Annotated in this window: 19 protein-coding genes and 2 pseudogenes; 13 read left to right on the top strand and 8 right to left on the bottom strand. The window is 35.1% G+C overall.

Going from position 1 to position 20,979, the window contains the following annotated elements; all coding sequences use genetic code 11:
* The first annotated feature begins 12 nt into the window (after nucleotides 1-12).
* The 4 genes from AAGD91_RS00205 (at nucleotide 13) to surE (ending at nucleotide 7,130) form a co-directional block, all read left to right on the top strand.
* Nucleotides 13-2,982 (top strand): WPE palindromic element domain-containing protein, encoded by a 2,970-nt coding sequence (locus AAGD91_RS00205; RefSeq protein ID WP_341821045.1) that lies wholly within the window; start codon nucleotides 13-15, stop codon nucleotides 2,980-2,982.
* Nucleotides 2,983-3,285: 303 nt separating this feature from the next.
* Nucleotides 3,286-4,845, top strand: coding sequence for a proton-conducting transporter membrane subunit (locus AAGD91_RS00200; RefSeq protein ID WP_341821044.1), 1,560 nt, complete (start codon nucleotides 3,286-3,288; stop codon nucleotides 4,843-4,845).
* Complete coding sequence (gene ffh, locus AAGD91_RS00195; protein ID WP_341821043.1) at nucleotides 4,830-6,173, top strand: signal recognition particle protein; 1,344 nt, start codon at nucleotides 4,830-4,832, stop codon at nucleotides 6,171-6,173. Before AAGD91_RS00200 ends, ffh begins: the two co-directional genes overlap by 16 nt.
* Before the next feature lie 204 nt (nucleotides 6,174-6,377).
* Nucleotides 6,378-7,130 carry a 5'/3'-nucleotidase SurE gene (gene surE / locus AAGD91_RS00190; RefSeq protein WP_253309702.1) on the top strand — a complete coding sequence of 251 codons (753 nt, stop codon included), beginning with the start codon at nucleotides 6,378-6,380 and terminating at the stop codon, nucleotides 7,128-7,130.
* A gap of 20 nt (nucleotides 7,131-7,150) precedes the next feature.
* Here surE and hisS read toward each other — a convergent pair whose 3' ends face one another.
* On the bottom strand, nucleotides 7,151-8,377 hold the full coding sequence (gene hisS / locus AAGD91_RS00185; protein WP_341821042.1) for a histidine--tRNA ligase: 1,227 nt from the start codon (nucleotides 8,375-8,377) through the stop codon (nucleotides 7,151-7,153).
* Nucleotides 8,374-8,946, bottom strand: a complete 573-nt coding sequence (locus AAGD91_RS00180) for a NifU family protein (protein ID WP_341821040.1) — start codon at nucleotides 8,944-8,946, stop codon at nucleotides 8,374-8,376. The genes hisS and AAGD91_RS00180 overlap by 4 nt, the downstream gene beginning before the upstream one ends.
* Before the next feature lie 169 nt (nucleotides 8,947-9,115).
* On the opposite strand from AAGD91_RS00180, the gene AAGD91_RS00175 reads away from it, so the two are divergent.
* From AAGD91_RS00175 to AAGD91_RS00145, 7 genes and pseudogenes are all read left to right on the top strand, one after another.
* Entirely contained in the window at nucleotides 9,116-9,367 is a 252-nt protein-coding gene (locus AAGD91_RS00175; protein ID WP_264329184.1) for a DnaJ domain-containing protein, read from the top strand.
* A gap of 88 nt (nucleotides 9,368-9,455) precedes the next feature.
* Nucleotides 9,456-10,679: a cytochrome b/b6 gene (locus tag AAGD91_RS00170; RefSeq protein ID WP_341821038.1), complete on the top strand. Its 1,224-nt coding sequence runs from the start codon at nucleotides 9,456-9,458 to the stop codon at nucleotides 10,677-10,679.
* Nucleotides 10,679-11,440, top strand: coding sequence for a cytochrome c1 (locus AAGD91_RS00165; protein ID WP_410541918.1), 762 nt, complete (start codon nucleotides 10,679-10,681; stop codon nucleotides 11,438-11,440). Before AAGD91_RS00170 ends, AAGD91_RS00165 begins: the two co-directional genes overlap by 1 nt.
* Nucleotides 11,441-12,174: 734 nt before the next feature.
* Entirely contained in the window at nucleotides 12,175-12,468 is a 294-nt protein-coding gene (locus AAGD91_RS00160) for a transposase (protein WP_253309376.1), read from the top strand.
* A gap of 158 nt (nucleotides 12,469-12,626) precedes the next feature.
* Entirely contained in the window at nucleotides 12,627-13,115 is a 489-nt protein-coding gene (locus AAGD91_RS00155; protein WP_341820774.1) for a transposase, read from the top strand.
* Between the two features lie 426 nt (nucleotides 13,116-13,541).
* Complete coding sequence (locus AAGD91_RS00150) at nucleotides 13,542-13,985, top strand: hypothetical protein (protein ID WP_341821036.1); 444 nt, start codon at nucleotides 13,542-13,544, stop codon at nucleotides 13,983-13,985.
* Nucleotides 13,986-14,022: 37 nt separating this feature from the next.
* Nucleotides 14,023-15,015 (top strand): annotated as a pseudogene (locus tag AAGD91_RS00145) (IS481 family transposase).
* 270 nt (nucleotides 15,016-15,285) lie between these two features.
* On the opposite strand, the pseudogene AAGD91_RS00140 reads toward AAGD91_RS00145, so the two are convergent.
* From AAGD91_RS00140 to AAGD91_RS00115, 6 genes and pseudogenes are all read right to left on the bottom strand, one after another.
* Nucleotides 15,286-16,728, bottom strand: a pseudogene (locus AAGD91_RS00140) (IS4 family transposase).
* 100 nt (nucleotides 16,729-16,828) lie between these two features.
* Nucleotides 16,829-17,245, bottom strand: coding sequence for a hypothetical protein (locus AAGD91_RS00135; protein ID WP_341820999.1), 417 nt, complete (start codon nucleotides 17,243-17,245; stop codon nucleotides 16,829-16,831).
* Between the two features lie 149 nt (nucleotides 17,246-17,394).
* Nucleotides 17,395-17,526 carry a recombinase zinc beta ribbon domain-containing protein gene (locus AAGD91_RS06285; protein WP_410541915.1) on the bottom strand — a complete coding sequence of 44 codons (132 nt, stop codon included), beginning with the start codon at nucleotides 17,524-17,526 and terminating at the stop codon, nucleotides 17,395-17,397.
* A gap of 89 nt (nucleotides 17,527-17,615) precedes the next feature.
* Nucleotides 17,616-18,104: a recombinase family protein gene (locus AAGD91_RS00125; RefSeq protein ID WP_264328685.1), complete on the bottom strand. Its 489-nt coding sequence runs from the start codon at nucleotides 18,102-18,104 to the stop codon at nucleotides 17,616-17,618.
* Nucleotides 18,105-18,135: 31 nt separating this feature from the next.
* Complete coding sequence (locus tag AAGD91_RS00120; RefSeq protein WP_341821001.1) at nucleotides 18,136-18,453, bottom strand: recombinase family protein; 318 nt, start codon at nucleotides 18,451-18,453, stop codon at nucleotides 18,136-18,138.
* The gene (locus AAGD91_RS00115) at nucleotides 18,447-18,635 is read right to left on the bottom strand and encodes a hypothetical protein (protein WP_341821002.1); all 189 of its coding nucleotides are present in this window, start codon (nucleotides 18,633-18,635) and stop codon (nucleotides 18,447-18,449) included. The genes AAGD91_RS00120 and AAGD91_RS00115 overlap by 7 nt, the downstream gene beginning before the upstream one ends.
* A gap of 531 nt (nucleotides 18,636-19,166) precedes the next feature.
* Between AAGD91_RS00115 and proS the strand changes: the two genes are divergently transcribed.
* Both proS and AAGD91_RS00105 read left to right on the top strand, forming a co-directional pair.
* Nucleotides 19,167-20,435, top strand: a complete 1,269-nt coding sequence (proS, locus tag AAGD91_RS00110) for a proline--tRNA ligase (protein ID WP_341821034.1) — start codon at nucleotides 19,167-19,169, stop codon at nucleotides 20,433-20,435.
* A complete protein-coding gene (locus AAGD91_RS00105) occupies nucleotides 20,432-20,803 on the top strand; it encodes a holo-[acyl-carrier-protein] synthase (protein ID WP_253309486.1) in 372 nt (123 codons plus the stop codon). The genes proS and AAGD91_RS00105 overlap by 4 nt, the downstream gene beginning before the upstream one ends.
* The last annotated feature ends 176 nt before the right edge of the window (nucleotides 20,804-20,979 follow it).

Below are 20,979 nucleotides of genomic sequence, written 5' to 3'. Positions count from 1 at the left end.
GCATACTGTATAATGCAGCTTAATATCTCATTTTCAAATTTATATACTCGCAGTGGATTAATAAAATTGGATGAGACATTTTTGAATTATATTAAATCATGTGATGAAAGCTTGTTTTGTTCATTAATTGAAGCAAGGGAAAATCAGATTGGTGATAGCCAGTTAATAATAGACCTCTCATATTTATTTGACGAGTTCATTGCAAAACTTTTCAACATTGAAAAAGAAATAGAAGAGCTAAAGAAAAAACACAATGACTTTGCTGTGATATATAAATGCAAAAGGTTATTTGTCCAACGCTACGCATTGAAGAAATACATTAATGTGGCGAATATAGATATTACTAACAAACTAAGTCATTTTCTCACTTTGCCAACAACAGAAAAAAATTTTGCCGAGCAGGTGATGCATTGGTTTGAAGATAAAGAAAATCACAAAGAAGAAATAGAACTTGCGGCACAATATGCAGTGTGGAGAGTAAAAAATAAACAGAGTATATTATTCAGTATTCATAAAAAAATCGACCACGAAAACCTCATGCCATTTTCTAAAAAAGAAGTGGACAAAGTTGAAGTGCTGTATTCAAATGAAGTAAAAAGACGATATGGTTTTGATCTAACAAGCAAAAAGGTGAGTTTGAACAAAGCATTAGATAACGCTCACTACTGCATATTCTGTCATAAGCAAAATAAGGACAGCTGCTCAAAGGGGCTAATTAATAACGACAATACTTTTAAACAGTCCCCACTAAAAGTTGAGCTGCATGGCTGTCCACTAGAACAGAAAATATCAGAAATGAATCTGGTGAAAAGCGAAGGTTACAGCATAGCAAGCCTTGCAATTGTGATGATAGATAACCCATTATGTGCGGCTACTGGGCACAGAATATGCAATGACTGCATGAACTCGTGCATATATCAGAAACAAGAACCCGTGAATGTGCCAATGATTGAAACAAGGATTTTGGATGATGTGCTTAATTTACCGTACGGATTTGAAATATATTCTCTGCTCAGCCGTTGGAATCCTTTAAATTTTCAGCGTTCATTGCCAAGAGAAAACACCGGAAAAAACGTTCTAGTTGTAGGCCTTGGTCCTGCTGGTTTTAATTTAGCTCATCATTTGTTGAATGATGGGCATAACGTTATCGCCATTGATGGACTAAAGATTGAACCTTTAATCGATAATTTCCAGCTAATTAAAGATTTTGAACACGAAAAATTGAGTGAACGCACGGCAGGTGGGTTTGGTGGAGTGGCAGAATATGGCATTACTTCTAGGTGGGATAAAAATTACTTAAAGATTATTAGATTACTGCTGGAAAGACGTGAGAATTTCGCACTTTATGGGGGCATTCGTTTTGGTGGCACGATTAATGTTGATGATGCTTTCAACTTGGGTTTTGATCACATCGCACTAGCACTTGGCTCTGGCAAGCAACGAATGATCAAAATAAAGGATATACTAGCTCGTGGAGTGCGTATGGCATCTGACTTTCTTATGTCGTTACAACTGACTGGCGCTCTTAAATTTGATTCTATAGCAAATCTGCAAGTTCGTATGCCGATAGTTGTCATAGGTGCGGGGCTTACTGCGATTGACACTGCCACTGAAGCTTTAGCGTATTATCCAATTCAAGCAGAAAAATTTCTTCTTCGTTATGAGATATTAGTTGATAAGTATGGAAAGGACTGTGTTGAAAAGGATTGGACAGAGGAAGAGCGCGAAATTGCGAATGAGTTTATATCGCACGCACAATTGATCCGAGAAAAGCAAAAGTTAGCAAAAAAAGAGAGTAGAGAAATAAAAATATTAGAGTTAATGCAGAGTTTGGGGGGAGTGAAAGTTGTATATAGAAAAGAGCTAAAAGATTCGCCAAGTTATCGATTAAATAGCGAAGAGGTGCAAAATGCACTGTCAGAAGGGATTTACTTTATTGAAAACTTAGAGCCAGTTGAAGTTGTGACGGATAAATATAATCATGCTGAATCAATAAAACTAATAGACACAAAATCCGGCGAAATCAAATGCATGAAAGCACGTTCTATTTTTATAGCAGCAGGTACTGAGCCAAATACAGTTATTGCAACAGAAGATAAAAAGCATTTTAAATTAAGCAATGGGTATTTTACTCATTTGAATTCATCAGGAAAAGAAATAGATCCAATATTTTCTCCTAAGATGCAGAATAAAGACAGAATATTAGTATATAAGCAAGGCAATAAAACAATTAGCTTTTTTGGTGATCTTCATCCTTCGTATAGCGGCAGCGTCGTGAAAGCTATGGCAAGCGCTAAGAATGGTTACCCTATCATTTCTCAGCTTTTGAATAGAGTTAATAGCTTCATTTCTGCCACTCCAGCTAGAATCTCGGAGTCATATGCACAATTGTATGAATGTTGTAATGTAAGAGTAACTTTCACCAAAAAAGATGTCATTCCAGTTCCCAGGCACTGGGATCCAGAAAACTTAATTTTGAATGAGTACACCAGATGGTTGTATAGTCAGAACTGGATTCCAGTGTCAGCTACTTGCATGACACCACCTGCTATGCGAATTACCTACAAATTGCAGCATTTGTACACTAAAGCGTCACGCGCTGGAATAATATCAGAACACCTGGCTAACAAAGAATTTTTCAATAAAATCAAAGAGCAATTCACTGCAAAGGTTATAAAAGTTCAATATTTAACAGACAAAGTTGTGGAAATAGTGATCAAAGCACCACTTGCGGCAAAGAATTTTAAACCTGGACAATTCTTTAGGTTGCAAAATTTTGAAACCAATAGCAGAAAAGCCAATAATACAAACCTTGCTATGGAAGGTATAGGCGTAACCGGCACTGAAGTAGACAAAAAAAAAGGAATTATTTCCACTATTGTGCTTGAAACTGGCGGTTCCACTAATTTATGTAAATGTTTTAAAGAAGGTGAACAAGTAATTCTTATGGGTCCAACTGGCAACCCTACTGAGGTTTACTAAGTCTGGATATTAAAGTGATGCCAAATTTTATTTTAAAAAGTAAATAATTTACTAACGCTTGTGCACAAATTAAAAATAAATTATGCACGAGTGTAGCATTGTGAATTAAGAATGCTATATTAAAGCTTACCTCACTATTAAAGCTATCGGTCAGATTAGATTAAAAACCTAATCTGACCGGTTTCTCTATAACCCTCTAAACTCTGATATAATTATATGATAATTAGTTTAATTAGTGGTTAATATGCAAATTGATTTTATTCATATATTGAGATAGCATAAACCATATTGGTTTAAATTATTGTGCAACTTTATAAATCGTCACTGTTACTTCTACTGACTGTATTAATAGTTATAGTCCTAAAATTACCTGAAAATTTGAGCATTGCAGTAAATTGGTCTCTCCCAATTCTGGATTTTGATTTATCTTTTCGTATCATACTAATATCTTTTTTATCAGTTGCATTTTTAGCTGTTCTACCAGCACAAAATTTGACTTTTTCAAAGATGCTATCTTTTGCTGCTTACACTATTAGTTCACTTTATGCAGTTTTATCTGAACATATGATATTGGTTATAATATTCTGTGAATTAATGACCGTCAGTGCATTTTTTACTATCGCAGATGGCTGTAGAGATAGTGGACCTGCAATAAGGTACGCTTGTGTACACTTTTTCGTTGGAGTTATATTAACAGCAGGATTGGCACTGCAAAGTACTAACCTGATAATTTTAGGTTTATTGATAAACTGCGCTTGTTTCCCTTTTTCGTTTTGGGTTGTTGATGCATATCCTGCTGCATCGCTACATGGCACTACATATCTCTCTTTATTTACCACTAAAGTCTCTTTTTTAGTGATGCTTTTACACACTTATAACCTATGGCAAGATTGTACTGAAATATTAGCGCTTGTAGGCGCCATCACTGCAATTTACAGCATTATATTTGCTTCTCTTGAGCAAAATATTCGTAGATTTTTATGCTATAATATTGTAGGACAAATGGGCTTGCTGATTATTGCAGGAGGTTTACTCAGCCCTTCGGAAAAGGCAATACCAATTTTGATACTGCATATAATCTTCTCTCTTGTTTATCAATCATTATTGTTTGTGGTCAGCAATTCGATTATTTCACGAACAAAAACAATTAGTTTTAATGGAATAGGTAAACTGATGTCAGTGGAAGGCATGTGTGCTATAATCGCAATACTTACAATGGCTGCATTTCCTGGAACCGCTGGATTTATCAGTAAATCATATCTCACAGCTGAAATTGAAATGAACACTGTTGCCTTAAAAGGGTATAAAAATTTATATAAGGTTCTAAATTTGCTGCTTCATTTAAGCGTGGGGCTAAAGTTTCTTTATTACTTATTTATTGCAAAAAGTAAGTCAAAACCTTTAGCAGAGAGGGGGGGCAAAATGACTATGATCATTTTAGCATTTATATGCGTAATCACTGGCAATCCTTACTTACCTATTTACAATAAATCTTCGATTTTCGATTTTGTGTACAACACAAAAAATATTTTGTCGCAATTTAATTTGTTATTATGTACCACTTTATTGTTTATTCCTTTACGCAAGTTATTTTACCCGAGAATAAATTTTAAAATGGATGTTGATTGGACTTTTAGAGCTTTCATACCCTATATTGTCTTGCTGTTCAATCAGTTAGTCTCTAAAACTAGAGAAATGTTTGCCAGCATAGTGCAAAACTTGACTAATTCACTTGCTGGTTTATACTTTAATAATATTACTAAACTTAAAGAAGTGCTGGATTATAACTCAGTGAGTTTTGTTTCAGCTTCTTCTCTCTTTTTAATGAGTATTCTACTAACGCTATTATGTTTAAATCGTTAACTGAAAGTTTAAATTCTGTATTTAGTAAACTGAGAGGAAAGTCAATCATTTCTGAAGATGATTTTAATCTTGCCATGCGTGAAATACGTATAGCTTTAATTGAAGCTGACGTTTCACTTAAAGTTGCGAAAAAATTCATCAATGACATTAAAGATAAAGTGATTGGGGAAAAAGTCATAAAAAGTGTTTCTCCAGCACAAATAATAATTAAAATTGTGCAGGATAATTTAGTTGCAGTTCTCGGATCAGAGAAAAGTGACTTAAATCTAGCAGTTAAACCCCCTGCTGTGATTATGATGGTGGGCTTACAAGGTGCAGGTAAAACAACTACCTCAGGAAAGCTTGCTTTAAAGCTAAAAAAGCAAAAGAAAAAAGTGATGCTTGCCTCTTTAGACATTTATAGGCCGGCTGCCCAGAAACAACTTGAGGTGCTGGGTAAACAAATAGACGCACAAACTTTATCTATAGTAATAAATGAGGGGCCTATTGCAATTACAAAAAGGGCACTGGCAACAGCAAAGAACGATAATTGTGATGTATTAATACTAGATACCGCAGGCAGGCTTCATATTGACAATAATATGATGAATGAGTTGAAAGCCGTAAAGGAAATAGCTTCACCTGCAGAAGTTATTTTAGTAGCCGACGCAATGATAGGCCAGGATGCGGTCAACATTGCCAAATCATTCAATGAGGCAATAGGTGTAACCGGCATTATTCTTACCCGTGTTGATGGTGATGCACGTGGTGGTGCTGCTCTTTCTATGAAAATGATCGCCGATTGTCCAATTAAATTTATTGCTTGTGGTGAAAAATTAAGTGACCTCGATGATTTTTACCCCGATAGAATTGCAAAAAGGATACTTAGCATGGGTGATGTTGTCTCATTGGTTGAAAAAGCTGCTGAGATTGTTGGTCAGGAAGAAATTGATAAGTTACAAAAGAAAGTAAAAAAGGGTAAATTCGACCTAAACGACCTAGTGGGAATGTTAAAAACTCTCAATAAAATGGATGGTATTAGCAACATAATGAAATTCATTCCTAGTTCATTCACAAAAAAGCTAAGTAGCAGTGTGCCAGATGACAATAAAGTGAAAAAATATATAGCTATCATAAACTCAATGACTGAAAAAGAAAGGCAAAATCCAGATATTTTAAATGGCAAAAGAAGACTTAGAATTTCTAAGGGGTCCGGAACAAGTGTAACTGAAGTTAATCTTCTGATTAAGCAGTATAATCAAATGAGCTCTGTGGTAAATAAGTTCAGTAAAGTTGACCATAGTAAACTCAAAGAATCTGATTTGATGGATATGCTAAGCAGAAAGTAAGTCAGCAGGTAGTGGAATGAGACGATTGTCAGTAAACCTTTAGCTATATACTTTCCAACCTGTTTTCACTCCTAATCTTTTCTTATTGATTTACAGCAGGTTCTTTGTTACAGTTTGTAGTTATGCAAAGAAACCTAAAGCCTTATGAGTTTATTTACAGTCAGTGATTTACATAATTTGGAACTGTGTAGCTGAGTATTGTATATGATAATATTGATAACAAACGATGATGGCTTTGGAAGTGAAGGAATAAAATTACTCAAAGAGATTGCACGGAATTTTGCGTCAGAAATATGGATAGTGGCACCAGATACTGATAGAAGCGGGGCTGCAAGATCTCTTGATTATCCAGTGAAACAATCTATTGGAATAAACCAACATAGTGAAAGGGAATTTAGTGTGTCTGGTACTCCTGCAGATTGTGTCATTATTGCGCTAAATAAAGTTATGAATAAAAAACCAGACTTAATATTGTCCGGAGTAAATATTGGATCAAATGTCGGGGACGATATTTGTTATTCAGGAACAATTGGTGCTGTAATGGAAGGTGCTGCAAGGTCTATACCTTCTATTGCGCTGAGCCAAGTTTATCATGATAAAATAGACTGGCACAATACAAAGGTTTTTGCACCAAAGGTTATTGCCAAGCTAGTTAAGGTTGGTTGGCCTAAAAACATAGTGATGAGTGTAAATTTTCCTGCTACGGAAAAAGTAAAAGGAGTAGAATTTGCTGAACAAGGTGAATATAACATTGATGGGGATTTAACTTTTACTGAAAATTCGAATGGCTTTTTTAGCTTAAATTGGTCTCGAGAGCACTCAGGCAGTGGTAGTGTAAATAAAATAAAAGAAGGATTTATTACTATCACACCAGTAAAATTAGATTTTACAGATTATGATACATTGAATGCTATGAAAAATTCTTGTGCAGACGAATTTTCTTCTATAGCTGACTAAGAAAAAAATTTGCATTGCTCCTAATTGATGTTTTCTATTGTGTTATCGCGAGCAATTATTTTTTCTTCACCTGTATCCATGTTTTTAATCTTTAAAGTTTTACTACTCAATTCTTCATCGCCAAAGATTAAAGCAGCTTTAGCATTTGCTTGATTTGCTTTTTTCATTCGGTTTTTAAGTGCTCCGCTATATTCGTAGACTACATATAAACCATTTCTGCGCAATTCATTCGCAAGTGTTAGAGCATGTTCATCAGCCTCTCTGCCGATCGGAATTAGGTAAATAGGTCGCTCTTCTTTCGGAGAATAATTGATTAACTCCATTATGCGTTCAATACCTCCTGCAAATCCTATCGCTGGAGTGTGTTTTCCATCTACTGAAGATACTAAATTATCGTATCTTCCACCGGCAAAAACTGCCCCTTGTGCACCTAAATCTTCTGTGACAAATTCAAATACTGTGTGACAATAATAGTCTAGACCTCGAACTAATTTGCTATTTACAGTGTAAGGTATGCCAAGAGCTTGCAGTCCATTTAACACCTGGTCAAAGAAATATGAAGATTCTTTTGTATAGTGATCACTGATTTTAGGCGCATCAGAAATTATTAATCTATCTTTCTCATCCTTAGAATCCAGTATTCTGAGTGGATTTTTGATCAACCTATTTTTGCTATCTTCTGATAGATCGTTTTGATACTTTGTAAAGTATAAGATCAAAGCTTCTCTATACTTAGTTATTGTTTCACTATCACCTAAAGAGTTGATTTCCAGCTTTACATTTTTATTGATGCTAAATTCAGTTAGTAAGTGCTGAGCGAGTGATATCAATTCAACATCGGCTTTTGAATCTTCTACACCAAAAACCTCAAAATTTATCTGATGAAATTGCCTCTGTCTTCCCTTTTGCGGTCTTTCGTAACGAAATGCAGGCCCTGTTGAAAATAATTTTATCGGCGTTTGCAGTTTTTTTTCAATTAATAGCCTAACAACCGCTGCAGTGAACTCAGGACGTAAAGTTATGCTCTTTCCCCCTTTATCATTAAAGGTGTACATCTCTTTAGTGATGATGTCTGAGCTATCACCTAAAGTCTTTGTGAAAACTTCCGTATATTCAAATATCGGAGTTTGAGCAGGCAAAAAGCCATATAGACTTGAGATTCTGCTTGCTGTTTGCTCTATGTGTTTAGACTTGTACCATTCATCAAACAGGAGATCTTTTGTTCCTCTAACCGTTTGATTAGTCATAGTGTGGTCTCTATACCTGCAACCTCTGGTATGTGGTAGCTCAGCATATTCTGCACTCCTTGCTTTAAAGTAATTGCAGCACTTGGGCATCCAGAGCAAGCTCCTTGTAACTCAACATAAACTATCCCGTCTTTATAGCCACGAAATTTGATATCGCCACCATCTTGAGCAACTGCAGGTTTGATATAACTTTCCATCAATTCTTTTATTCTATTTACAATTTCTATATCATTTTTATCAAAAAATTCTTCATCCGGTATATTATTATCATTTACTCCTTCTTTATCTAGTGCTTTTCCACCTGAAGTAAAGTGATCCATGATTGTAGTTAAAATTTCTACTTTTAATGTATCCCAATTAATTCCACTCAATTTTGTTACTGAAATAAAATCATGCCCAAAAAACACTCTTACCACATGTTCTATTTGAAAAAGATTTGCTGCTAACTTGGAGTTTTTTATTTCATCTGCATTTGAAAAATCAGCCGTTTCTCCTTCGTTTAGAATTGCAAATCCAGGGAGAAATTTCAGTGTGTTTGGATTTGGTGTTCCTTCAATCTGGATGAACATGTTATTTACCATGACAATTATAATTGTTACTATTTAATCATAAAATGATAAAAAAATATACATGTCATTCATCTTTTTTCTTTTTTTAGTATTCATAGTAGTTACATTTGTTTTGCCTAGCGTTGTTCTATTTTTTCTTTTCCTGACAAAAAAAAATAACATAAGTTTCATGATGAACTCTATATTGAGTAAGTTTTTGAACGAATTTAATAGCAGTAGAAGTTATACTGAAAATTACACTGGTGATAACATGTCCAAAGATGAAGCATTAAAGATACTGGGGCTGAATCCTGAGGCAAGTCAAAATGAAATTAATAAAGCATATCAAAATTTAATGAAATTAGTTCACCCAGATAAGGGAGGCTCAGAGTATTTTGCACAGAAATTAAATGCGGCACGTGATAGGTTGCTGAAGAGGTAGTAATTAATATCGCTTTAAACTTTTTATTTGTGTGTAAAGGATAAGTTGCTACAATAAAACGAGTTAAAGGTAGAGAAAGCTTTAAGTTATGCAGAAAAAAAAAACAACGATAGAAGAAGAAAAAGGCATATTAGGGTGGATAGAATATAGATTGCCTATATTTTCTTTTTTGAAACACACTGCTTCTTACCAAGTGCCAAAAAACTTAAATTATGCTTGGAACTTTGGCTCTTTGGCTGGTATAGCGCTAATTTTACAAATAATAACAGGTATATTTCTTGCTATGCACTACACTCCGCATGTTGATTATGCGTTTAATAGTGTAGAGCGCATAATGCGAGATGTGAATTACGGGTGGTTAATACGCTACACTCACGCTGTTGGAGCATCGCTCTTCTTTATGGTAGTCTATATTCATATAATGCGTGGGTTATATTACGGATCTTACAAGAGGCCACGAGAGATGGTGTGGTTTGTTGGTATATTTATATTTTTTGCAATGATGGCAACTGCCTTTATGGGATATGTATTGCCTTGGGGACAAATGAGTTTCTGGGGTGCAACAGTTATAACCAATTTATTTTCTGCTATACCTTTAGTTGGCAATAAAATAGTTATATGGTTATGGGGTGGTTTTTCAGTGGATAACCCAACACTTAACCGTTTTTTCGCTCTGCATTATCTTCTGCCTTTTATTATTATTGCTTTAGCTATGCTTCATGTGATAGCTCTGCATAGGTTTGGCTCTGGTAACCCAAGTGGAGTGGAGGTAAAATCAGATAAGGATACCATTCCTCTCTATCCTTATTATATAGTCAAGGATTGCATAACTTTTGGTCTGTTTTTTGTAGTTTTGTTTGCATTTGTTTTCTATGCTCCTAATTATCTTGGACATCCAGACAATTATATAGAAGCTGATTCTATGGTCACTCCGGTACATATAGTGCCAGAGTGGTACTTTTTACCTTTTTATGCAATGCTACGTTCAATTCCAGATAAACTTACTGGTGTGCTTACCATGTTTGCGTCTATTTTAGTTTGGTTTTTGTTACCTTGGCTTGATAAATCAAAAGTTAAAAGTGGTGCTTATCGCCCAGTGTTCAAAAAATTTTTTTGGGTTTTCGCAATAAATTTTGCACTTCTTGCCTGGCTTGGAGGACAAGAGGTGAAAGAGCCTTACATCACTATGAGTAGGCTATCCACTCTTTATTATTTTGCATATTTTGTAATAATTTTACCGCTTCTTAGTAAGTATGAAAAGCCAAAAGAACCACCAAAAATCTTAAGTGATTCTGTGCCGGAGATGAAGTAATGCTGATGAGAAGTATGTTAGCTATACTTTGCATATTGTTTTTTGCTAATTTTGTGTATGCAGAAGAATTCAAGCCATCACCAAATAAAAAAATGGACTGGAAATTTGATGGAATTACCGGATCTTTCGATAGAGAGTCAATTCAACGAGGCTATAAAGTGTATAAAGAAGTTTGTGGTGCTTGTCATTCAATGAATAGGATAGCATTTCGTAATTTGCAAGATGTTGGTTTTTCTGAAGAAGATATAAAACAGATTGCAGCTTCTTATCAAGTTAAAGATGGTCCGAATGATTTGGGTGAAATGTTCGATAGACCTGGAGTACCTTCGGATTATTTTATTGCACCTTTTGATACAAAAGAAGCAGCTGCAGCAAGCAATAATGGTGCAGTTCCACCAGACTTATCGTTAATTATTAAAGCAAGGCATGATGGTGCAAATTATATCTATTCACTGTTAACAGGCTATCAAAACGGCGAGCACGATGAAAATAATTTATACTTCAACCCTTACTTTTCAACAGGCAGGTTAGCTATGGCGCCACCACTTTCTGAAGGAATGGTGGAATATGATGGTGCAAGACAAGCTACAGTTGAAAATATGGCGTATGATGTGATAAATTTTTTACAATGGGCAGCAGAGCCAGAATTAGAGCGCCGGCATAAACTTGGATTAAAAGTAGTGGCGTATTTTATAATTTTAACAGTGTTTTTTGTATTAACTAACAATAGAATTTGGAGTAAGCTCTATAAAAAGAAGTGATAGTCAATTTTGCCTCAAATACAATGGTTGTCATCCAAGTAGCTAACACTGGTTCCTTTATGACGGCAGTGCCCAGAGGTGTCATGCAAGTAGCTGACAACATAGAAACGAAAAACTTCCTTGACAAACTCCGCCAGCCCCCTTATCATAACACTGAAGCTATTTATTTATCTTCGCAATCTCTGCAGTGGATTAATGACAAAAAAACTTAATGTATTTGGCGTAAATCATGCTTAATTTTTTGCACTATGTGCACCTCATGTCTTTATAAAACTTTTAGGTTTCTACCTATACAAGCCGAAACGCGCTTATAAAGCGTTTAAGACAGCAAAAAACGTCAAATTGACAAGGGAGAATTTGAATACTAGCTACCCTGGGGTTTCTTTGCCTTTTTTCCTGCTTGGTAAATTTCTTAAACACTTCCGATGTAGGTTAGTTGCAAGTTAAAAGCAGCTAAATCGCTCTTAATCAAGCGTTTTAGAATAAAAAAAACGCCGATATTTTAGTACATAGTGAATAGCCAACCACCATGGGGCTTCTTTTGCCTTTTTTTTCGTTTGGTAAATTTCTTAAATATTTATAGCTAAAGATTGCACGAATGTTGCAATTACAAAAGCGATCTCTACTAGGAGGATGTCATCCCAGTGGGCTTTGTTGCATCGCTCAAGTAAAAAGAACTGGCAGTTACTGATAAAATTCATTATAAATAGCCATTTAGCTGTTGAAGAAAAAATATGCCACAAAAAATGAGAGTCAGTAACTGCCATGAATATAACAAATTTCTCCAAGAAAGAGGAAGCATTTTTTGTTATATCAATGATGCCATAGAAAATTGGTACGAGAATTGTCCAAAAATGCAGGGCGGCAACTATATTTATAGTGATAAAGTTGTGATTTTGGTGCATATAATCGTCAGTTTCTTTAGAATTGGTTTAAGACAAACAGTCGGGTTTATAAAAGGGTATTTGCAACAAATAGGAAGAGATTTGGCAGTTATCAGCTATTCACAAGCATCAAAAGAAACTTAATATTAAGATAAATGATTGCAGAATTGATAAAAATAATATGGAAGATATCGAAATTGCTATAGACAGTACAGGAATTAGTATATACAACAACACACAGCAAGGAAAATAGCACTGACAGAAAATATCGTGACTATGAGAAAACGAGAAAATTGCACGTAATGTTGAATATAAACAACAAAAAAGCCATAGCTGTAAAATACAGTAACGGTGTCTACTCTGATCACTATGGAGCTTGTGATTTGCTAAAAGAAGTTGATTTTCAGCATGCCATAAAAGCACTATATGCAGATAGAGCATGTGATAGGCACAAGTTTTATAAGTTGTGTAACGAATATGATATAAAGACAAAAATTCCACCAATAAACAATGCGGCAGAACATCCAGAAATAGATTATATGTCTGACAGGAATGCTGCTATTACGTTAATAAAATTATACGGTGAAGATGGCATGAAAGAATGGAAAAAAGAAGTAAATTATGGGAAAAGATCTTATATTGAAGGGTTTTTCTCAAGATTAAAGCAAATATTCGGATTTAGTTTTAGGAATAAATCTGAGATAAATCGAGAAAAAGAACTGCTAATCAAATGCTATTTGCTTAATAAATTCACTGATATTGGTATGGCTAAATTTGAGATAGTTACATGAATTTACCATAAATCACCATCTCATAAAGTGTGATGCAACAAAGCCCACTGGCATCCAGTTTTCTTTACAAATTCACCAAAAGTGCTTCATTTTATAACGCAAAACCCATACTCACCAAACCCAATGCATTACTTACAATTAAAATTCCTGGATTCCAGTGCCAAGCACTGGAATCTTGTTTCAATGTTAAACAAAATACCATAGAACTCAAGAAGACAATTCCTAGAAAATTTCTACATCCAAAAAAAGGCAAATCGTGTTAATGCTGTTTAGATGTAAAAGATAAGCTAAATTTTTATAAAGAAAACATTTCAAGCAGCAAGACACCTTTGATCAAAAGAGAGCACCAAATTTATGGGGTGAGCAACTGCGCTATTTCAACTACTACAACTAAATCAATAAATCTTAATAGGAGGAAAAAGCACTGTGAAAACGCCAAAACTGACTGGTGAATTAGTATGTGATATATATGAATTAACAAATAAAGATAGAAAGAATATTCAAAAACTAGCAAGAGAAATAGAGGAAGGGAAAGGTGTTGCTGGAAAGTTCAGAAATAGAATATTCAAAAGGTCCAGCTATAACGCAAGCACGATTCTTTTAGCAAAAATAACTCGCAAGTATCAGGGTAGAGAGGAGACGTTGTCACTACTACATTATGCTATAAGTCATAAGAATAATCAAGCTGTAAAAGATCTTTTGGAAGAAGCCAAAAAACAAAAACTATTAAAGGAAGTTCTGAATGAAGAAATGACCACAAAATATTCAGATGGTCGGGAAGAAACTCATACAATACTTACAGATGCTATATCACGTAGAGACAATGACATTATGAGAGTAGTTGTACAGTTCCAGAGTGTGATGGTATGATAAAATGTGAGAAAAAAATATCATCAAGGGAGGAATTATGGGACAAGTATTACATGGGTGCGCCAGAACAACAGAGACAATTCGTAGAGCAATACAAAATAGTAAAGAGAGCATAGCAAAACTCTCCAAGTGTTATAACCTTAAACCAAAAACTATTATTAAGTGGAGAAAACGCTCATTTACCAAAGATGCTGGTATGGGTCCAAAGCATCCAAGATCAACTGTTTTAACTTTAGAAGAGGAGGCTATAATTGTTGCATTTCGTAAGCATACTCTATTGCCGTTAGATTACTGTCTCTACGCTTTGCAAACCTCAATCCCACATTTGAGTCGCTCCAGCTTACATCGTTGTTTACAAAGGCACAACATTAGCAGACTACCAGATGTCGATGGTGAAGTTAAACTAAGAAAGAAATTCAAACAATATCCTATAGGCTATTTCCATATTGATATCGCGGAAGTTAGAACAGAAGAAGGAAAGCTGTATTTGTTTGTTGCAATAGATAGAACATCCAAATTCACCTACGTTGAGTTGCACAAAAGTGCTACAAAACCCATAGCTGCTGAGTTTTTAGGTAATCTGATTAGAATTTTACCGTATAAAATCCACACTATTTTGACAGATAATGGCATACAATTTACAAATCAGAAGCGCCATAAATACGCCTTCCAACACATATTTGATAGAGTTTGTGAAGAAAATAACATTGAACATCGTCTGACAAAAGTTAGCCATTCTTAGACAAATGGACAAGTTGAACGTATGAATAAAACTTTAAAGAATGCTACAGTTAAGAAATATTAGTATCGTTCGCATCAGCAACTTAAGGAGCATCTTTATGACTTTGTTATGGCCTACAATTATGCAAAGAGACTCAAAACTCTTAGGGGTCTTACACCTTTTGAATTTATATGTTCTCAGTTGACAAAGTCTCCTGAATTATTTATAATAGATCCACACCATCACACTCTGGAACCATACATCTTATTCGTCTCAAAGACTGGTGGCAAATACTCAAAGCCAAACTAAGAGGACACTATAACTACTTCGAGATTAGCGGAAATTATCGATGGCTCAATAAGTTTAATTGGGCAGTAAAGAAACTAACGTTTAAGTGGATAAACCGACGTAGCCAGAAAAAGAGCATGAATTGGGAGCAATTTATTCATTATACACAAGCCAATTCACCATCAAAACCAAAAATATGTTTTTCCTTGTATACACAGGAGGTATGTCGTGAACGCTAATATTGTGGAGCCGTGTGCGGGAAAGCTGCATGCACGGTTCTTGCGCTTACTATTACCCACAAGTATAGAATTCATGAGCAAGTCTCCATCCTTCTGCTAAATCAAAGAGACGTTTCCATCCCTTCCACAAAGCTATAGGGCCTGGTTCTAAGTCATTTTTGCGAGCTAAAAACCCTCCTAACTTGGCCACCCACCTCACAATTTCTCTTATAGGTGGTGGAGTCTCAGGATAGTTTTTTGTCTTAAGCATTTTGGTATATAAAACCTTCCATTCGTCATCAGTCAGTATGACAGTGCAAGAAAGATTCGCTAGCTACCAATGTGATAAAAAATATTCTCCATGCAATTATACTCACAATTGTAAGAAAGCGGATCAATCTATCTGCTGTTTGGAGCCTACATTCTTCAACTTTAAGACCGGATTTCAAAATTTTATGAAAAACCTCTATTCTCCATCTTAAGCAATACCATTGTATTTTTTCTACTGCTTCTTCAAAATTATTAATATTTATATTTGTTAACAAAATCCAGTTCATGGGCTCTTTGCCAAATGGGGGATATTTTTCTATAACATAGACAGCATTTAAATTTAAATTAGGAAGTTTTTGGGTTTTACGTCTAGCGTTGTTTTTTGATGCATTCATCACAAAGTTACTAAACCTTACTTCTAAAACTGTTGTTCTTTGAGGTTTGTTATCGCGAGCAGACTTGAATTTCTCCTTGACAAGACATGCGATTCATCAAATCCCACAATCTTTCACCACCTTTTTCAGAATAAGTCGACTTCTTGTTTACTGTTCTGTTTTGATTTCCTCTTACTACAAAAAGAGATTGATTAGTGGAAGCAACTTCAAATAAATCATAAATATCTGCTTCTCTATCACAAACGGTAACTACCTTAACATCCTTTAATCCAGGATGTTTAGTAGAGTCTTTAAGTGATGCTATCTACCGTATGCTTTCTTTCTCTTCTATGGGAAGAGCAGTATTATGGCTTCTTCTTTTCAACTCCTTTAGGTCTTCAGCTAAGGAAGGTCTAGTACTAATTTTTTGATCCAATAATCCTATAGGTAGTCCTTCTGTTGTAACTGCAAACGTTGTATGCATCATGGGTTTTAAAATTAGTTGTTTTAGATGTTAATCTTGCTGCTATAATCCCTAACCCTTCGGTCTTTTTATGATTTTTATATGAAATATAACTCGTGTCCTGGATAGCTAAGATAGTTGAGTATTCTTTAGCTCTTTCAACAGTTTTAATTATATGACTGTCTAATATCTTTCTTTCAGAAACGGCATCGTTTTGGAAAAATCTATAAGCTGCTTTACTTTGATGCCACTCTTCACAAACTTGATTTATTGAACGCTCAGGCGATTCAGCAAAACTATTAACTATTTTTAGAAGCCTTTTACTTAATCTTATATCACCAAAATTAACAATTCCAAATTCACTTTCTGCCCATTCGCCAGTTGAGGTATTTATAGTTCTTTTCATCATATATTCCATTTTTAGACCATAGATCTATTTATAATAGAAAGTTGAATTAGTAAAATAGCAGCTTTTTCTCCATTTTTAGATTTATGGGTAATAGTAAGCGCTAACAAGTAGCGGGATGACTACCCCTACAACAACATTGCAAGTATTGATTTTTCTCCCCATGAGAAGAGTCTGGAAGCTCTTTCACTCTAAACACGATGTTCACATCCTCAAAATTAATCTCAATTCGCTTAACTAACGTTCTAATAATATCACGTTTAGTTAGCCAGTCTGCATTATCAAGACTTGAGTTAATACTAGAGGAAAATCCCTCTAAATTTGTTACTACTAGAGTGAACTCTTGTGTGAGTTTTTTCTGATCAAATGTTTTTTTCTTTTGTTCTTCAACCATTTTTAAGTTTTGTTTCATTGCTTTAATTCTTGGCTCAAATTCTTCTTGATCAATATATTCTTGAGCATAACTATCAATTAACCTTGCAATACCACGTTTTAATTTATCTTCTTCTGCTTCAAGCAAAGCGCTTTTTTGATCTAGTGGTAAGTTCTGAAAGTCTTCGTTTATACTCCTCTAATATTCTATTCGGATTTTTTAATAGATGCTTTACTTCTTCCCACACAGCTATGTCTAATGTATCTGTACGAATTAATTTGTTGTTACACATTTTATTACCACCAAAACGGCGTGCCAATACAACGATAATACACCTGATTATTAGTTTTTTTTCCCTCCTTATTCCTTGCAGTGCTAGTACCATAATATGCATAATTACAAAGCTTACATACTACTAAACCTTGCAATAAATATCTTGCTCCTCTTTGTCTTGTTCTTGCTATTTTTCTATTCTCTGCTAATTGTTCTTGAACTATATCAAATAAATCTTCGTTTACTATACTAGGTACTTTAATATAAATCCAATCCTCTTTTGGAACAGGATAAGTAGAATAATTATCTTTTGGTTGCTCGCAGGAGTTTTTTTTGGTCTTATATGTTTTAATTTTACGCCTAACCTTGTTTTACCAAAAGCTGCTTGTCCTCTATAAGCAGAGTTTTTTAACATACTCAAAACTACAGCCCTATCCCAATATTCTTTTCCTGTTCGCGTCATAACGGACATAGCACTTAGCCCACGACATACTTCTCCTATACTCGCTCTTTCTCTTCCTACCCAAAAAAATACTTTACGCACAACTTCAGCTTCTTCTTCATAAATTTCAAATAAGGCTTGTCCTGTCTCTGTATTTTTATTTATATAATGATAGCCATAAGGAGCAGCTCTCATTACACTTATATAACCCTTATTGGCTGCATAAATCTTTCCTCGGCAGCTTCCTTCCATGATTTTTGCACGTTCATATTCTGCTATCATACCTTGCATTTGTAATAGTAATTGAGATTCTGGATTATCGCTAATTTAAAAAAATGACTTCTACTCCTAGTTTCTTGAACTCTTCAAGTAATACCATCTGATATGCATACTTGCGAGATAAACGATCAGGAGAATGAATATAAACCTTATCAATGCTACCTTCTACTATTTTATCACGTAATTTTTCTAAACCAGGACGGATTATATTAGAACCATTATCAATAAATTTATATTCATTTAATAATTTATGTCCGTCCATACTAATTTGATTCTCTATAGCAGCAATTTGACTTGCTATTGTACCTTCTTGTGCTTGTCTCCCTGAAGAAACTCTTGCATATAATCTAACTGTTACCATTTAACCCTCCTCAAATCTACTTTCTTACATTCAGAGTTTTCTTCCTTTTTGCTCACTTTTATTGGTTTACTTAACACTAATTTTTCATATGCATCTAATAGATACAACTCTGCTAATCTATTCACTTCATAACTACAACGAATACAAACTATTAATTTCTTGTTGTCCATTAGCTCTCCCATATGTTATTCATTGAGACATATGGTTATTTGATCACTAGCTCTATAAATAAATTCAACTCTCTGTTCTTTTTGTAGAAGCTTTCGGGAAATAGTTTTCTCAAGTTTCAGATTTCTTCCAATATTGTTGGCGGAGTCCCTATGACGGTTCGCGGTGGGATGACGATAACCTCGTCATCCCGCTACGTGTTAGCGGCTAAGAGATACCGCGGCGGTATGATGTAGGGGTTGCCGAGAACTTGTCATTCCAGTGCTTGACACTGGAATCTAGTTCTTATTGTACATTTACTTGGTGTAGAGTTAAGTTTCCTGGATCCCAGTGTCTGGGCACTGGGATGACATCATAGGGGCGCTGGGATGACACCCTGACAATCGTCATCCCGCTACGCATTAGCGGGATGAAAATGTTGTACCAAGACCACGGTAGCTATAAAATTATCAAGGGAAGTACCACACACTTCCCTTCTTTTTCAAAATAAGTTTACCTACAGGTCTGATTGTATTAAGATTACTTAATATAATCAGGTCTATTATATGCGTTTATCCAAATATTACCTACCAACTCTAAAGGAAAAGCCTACCCATGCTAAAATTATCTCCCATCAATATTCTTTACGTGCAGGTTTAATAAAGCAGATAGCATCTGGCATCTATACGTGGTTGCCGCTTGGTCTGCGCGTGCTTAAGAATATTGAAGATATTATCAGAGATGAAATGGATAAATCTGGTGCAATTGAAGCATTAATGCCTTGTGTGCAACCAGCAAATCTTTGGCGAGAATCGGGACGTTACGATGATTACGGTAAGGAAATGCTACGTATAAGGGATAGGCATGAGGAAGATATGCTTTTCGGTCCAACGCATGAGGAGGTAGCAACTGATCTAATTAGAGATGTGGTAAAAAGTTACAAAGATTTGCCACTTTGTTTGTATCATATCCAGTGGAAATTCCGTGATGAGGTAAGACCACGTTATGGTGTTATGAGGGGTAGGGAATTTCTGATGAAGGATGCATACAGTTTTGATGTAGATTACGAAGGTGCACTGAATTCATATAATTTGATGTACAAAACTTACATAAAAATCTTCAAACGCATGGAACTTACTCCAATTGGAGTGAGAGCGGACACTGGGCCAATTGGAGGAAATTTGAGCCACGAGTTTCATATATTGGCAAACACTGGTGAGAGCACTTTATATTATGACAATAAATTTTCTGAACTACTGGAAAGTGAAGATGTTGAAAGTTTGAAGAATATATATGCAGTTGCAGATGATATGCACGACCCTAAAACTTGCCTTGTGCCGCAAGAGCAGTTAAATGTTAGTAAAGGTATTGAAATAGGGCATATTTTTTATTTTGGCGACAAATACTCAAAGCCTATGAAGGCAAGTGTTACTTCTCAAGATGGAAAAAATGTCAACATGCATATGGGTTCGTATGGCATTGGGGTTTCAAGGCTTGTCGGTGCAATAATAGAAGCTTTTCATGATGATAAGGGAATTATCTGGCCAGAAGCGGTAGCTCCTTTCAGAATTGGTTTAATCAATTTACAAACGAAAGTAACGGAGGCTGCAGATAAAATATACAAAGCTTTGAAAAGTGATGAAGTGCTTTACGATGATACGGAAAGAAGTATAGGAGTAAAATTTTCTAGAATGGATCTGATAGGCTTGCCGTGGCAAATAATTGTTGGAAAAAAGGCAATAGATGAAAATATAGTTAAAGTAAAAAATAGAGCAACTGGAGAGGTAAAAGAAATGCAGATTGAGGAAGCAATAAATCGCTTTAGCACAAAATGATACGCGGTATCGGCACTGACATAGTATATATACCAAGAGTATTGAGAATATTACAAAAATACGGGGAAAAATTTCTCAATAGAATCTACACTGAAAAAGAAATAGAGCTAAGTAGAAAGTATAATAGTCAAGAAATGCGAGCAAGGTATTTTGCCAAACGCTTTGCAGCAAAAGAAGCTTTTGTTAAAGCACGAGGTACTGGATTTAGCCAGGGCATTATAATGAAAGATATAGAAATATACAGCGATGTAAGAGGAAAACCATATATTGCTGTCAGAAAGGATTTCATCTCAAAGGACTACAAGATTCATCTTTCTCTGAGTGACGATGGAGATTACGCTACTGCATTTGTTATAATTTGCGTCTAGCAGATATTGTTTCAATTTATGCAGTTGACTTTATGCTATCTATATAGCTAAACTGACTTAGGTTTACCGACAATTTGAAAAACAACAAATTCGTCATTCCGCTACTCATTAGCGGAATCTATGCCGAGATACCGCGGCGGTATAACGTGTTAGCTATAGCATACACAAACAACTAG

This window comes from Wolbachia endosymbiont (group A) of Myopa testacea (assembly GCF_964027115.1).
GTDB lineage: Bacteria > Pseudomonadota > Alphaproteobacteria > Rickettsiales > Anaplasmataceae > Wolbachia.
This window is presented reverse-complemented; position numbering and strand designations above follow the sequence as displayed.

Bases quoted from the DNA above. Each gene is read 5' to 3' on its own strand.
- proS (WP_341821034.1), top strand. From the start codon at position 19,167: ATGCGTTTATCCAAATATTACCTACCAACTCTAAAGGAAAAGCCTACC.
- AAGD91_RS00180 (WP_341821040.1), bottom strand. From the start codon at position 8,946: ATGTTCATCCAGATTGAAGGAACACCAAATCCAAACACACTGAAATTT.
- AAGD91_RS00160 (WP_253309376.1), top strand. From the start codon at position 12,175: ATGCCACAAAAAATGAGAGTCAGTAACTGCCATGAATATAACAAATTT.
- AAGD91_RS00115 (WP_341821002.1), bottom strand. From the start codon at position 18,635: ATGGGAGAGCTAATGGACAACAAGAAATTAATAGTTTGTATTCGTTGT.
- ffh (WP_341821043.1), top strand. From the start codon at position 4,830: ATGTTTAAATCGTTAACTGAAAGTTTAAATTCTGTATTTAGTAAACTG.
- AAGD91_RS00170 (WP_341821038.1), top strand. From the start codon at position 9,456: ATGCAGAAAAAAAAAACAACGATAGAAGAAGAAAAAGGCATATTAGGG.
- AAGD91_RS00175 (WP_264329184.1), top strand. From the start codon at position 9,116: ATGATGAACTCTATATTGAGTAAGTTTTTGAACGAATTTAATAGCAGT.
- AAGD91_RS00155 (WP_341820774.1), top strand. From the start codon at position 12,627: ATGTTGAATATAAACAACAAAAAAGCCATAGCTGTAAAATACAGTAAC.
- AAGD91_RS00165 (WP_410541918.1), top strand. From the start codon at position 10,679: ATGCTGATGAGAAGTATGTTAGCTATACTTTGCATATTGTTTTTTGCT.
- AAGD91_RS00120 (WP_341821001.1), bottom strand. From the start codon at position 18,453: ATGGTAACAGTTAGATTATATGCAAGAGTTTCTTCAGGGAGACAAGCA.
- AAGD91_RS00125 (WP_264328685.1), bottom strand. From the start codon at position 18,104: ATGCAAGGTATGATAGCAGAATATGAACGTGCAAAAATCATGGAAGGA.
- AAGD91_RS00105 (WP_253309486.1), top strand. From the start codon at position 20,432: ATGATACGCGGTATCGGCACTGACATAGTATATATACCAAGAGTATTG.
- hisS (WP_341821042.1), bottom strand. From the start codon at position 8,377: ATGACTAATCAAACGGTTAGAGGAACAAAAGATCTCCTGTTTGATGAA.
- AAGD91_RS00205 (WP_341821045.1), top strand. From the start codon at position 13: ATGCAGCTTAATATCTCATTTTCAAATTTATATACTCGCAGTGGATTA.
- surE (WP_253309702.1), top strand. From the start codon at position 6,378: ATGATAATATTGATAACAAACGATGATGGCTTTGGAAGTGAAGGAATA.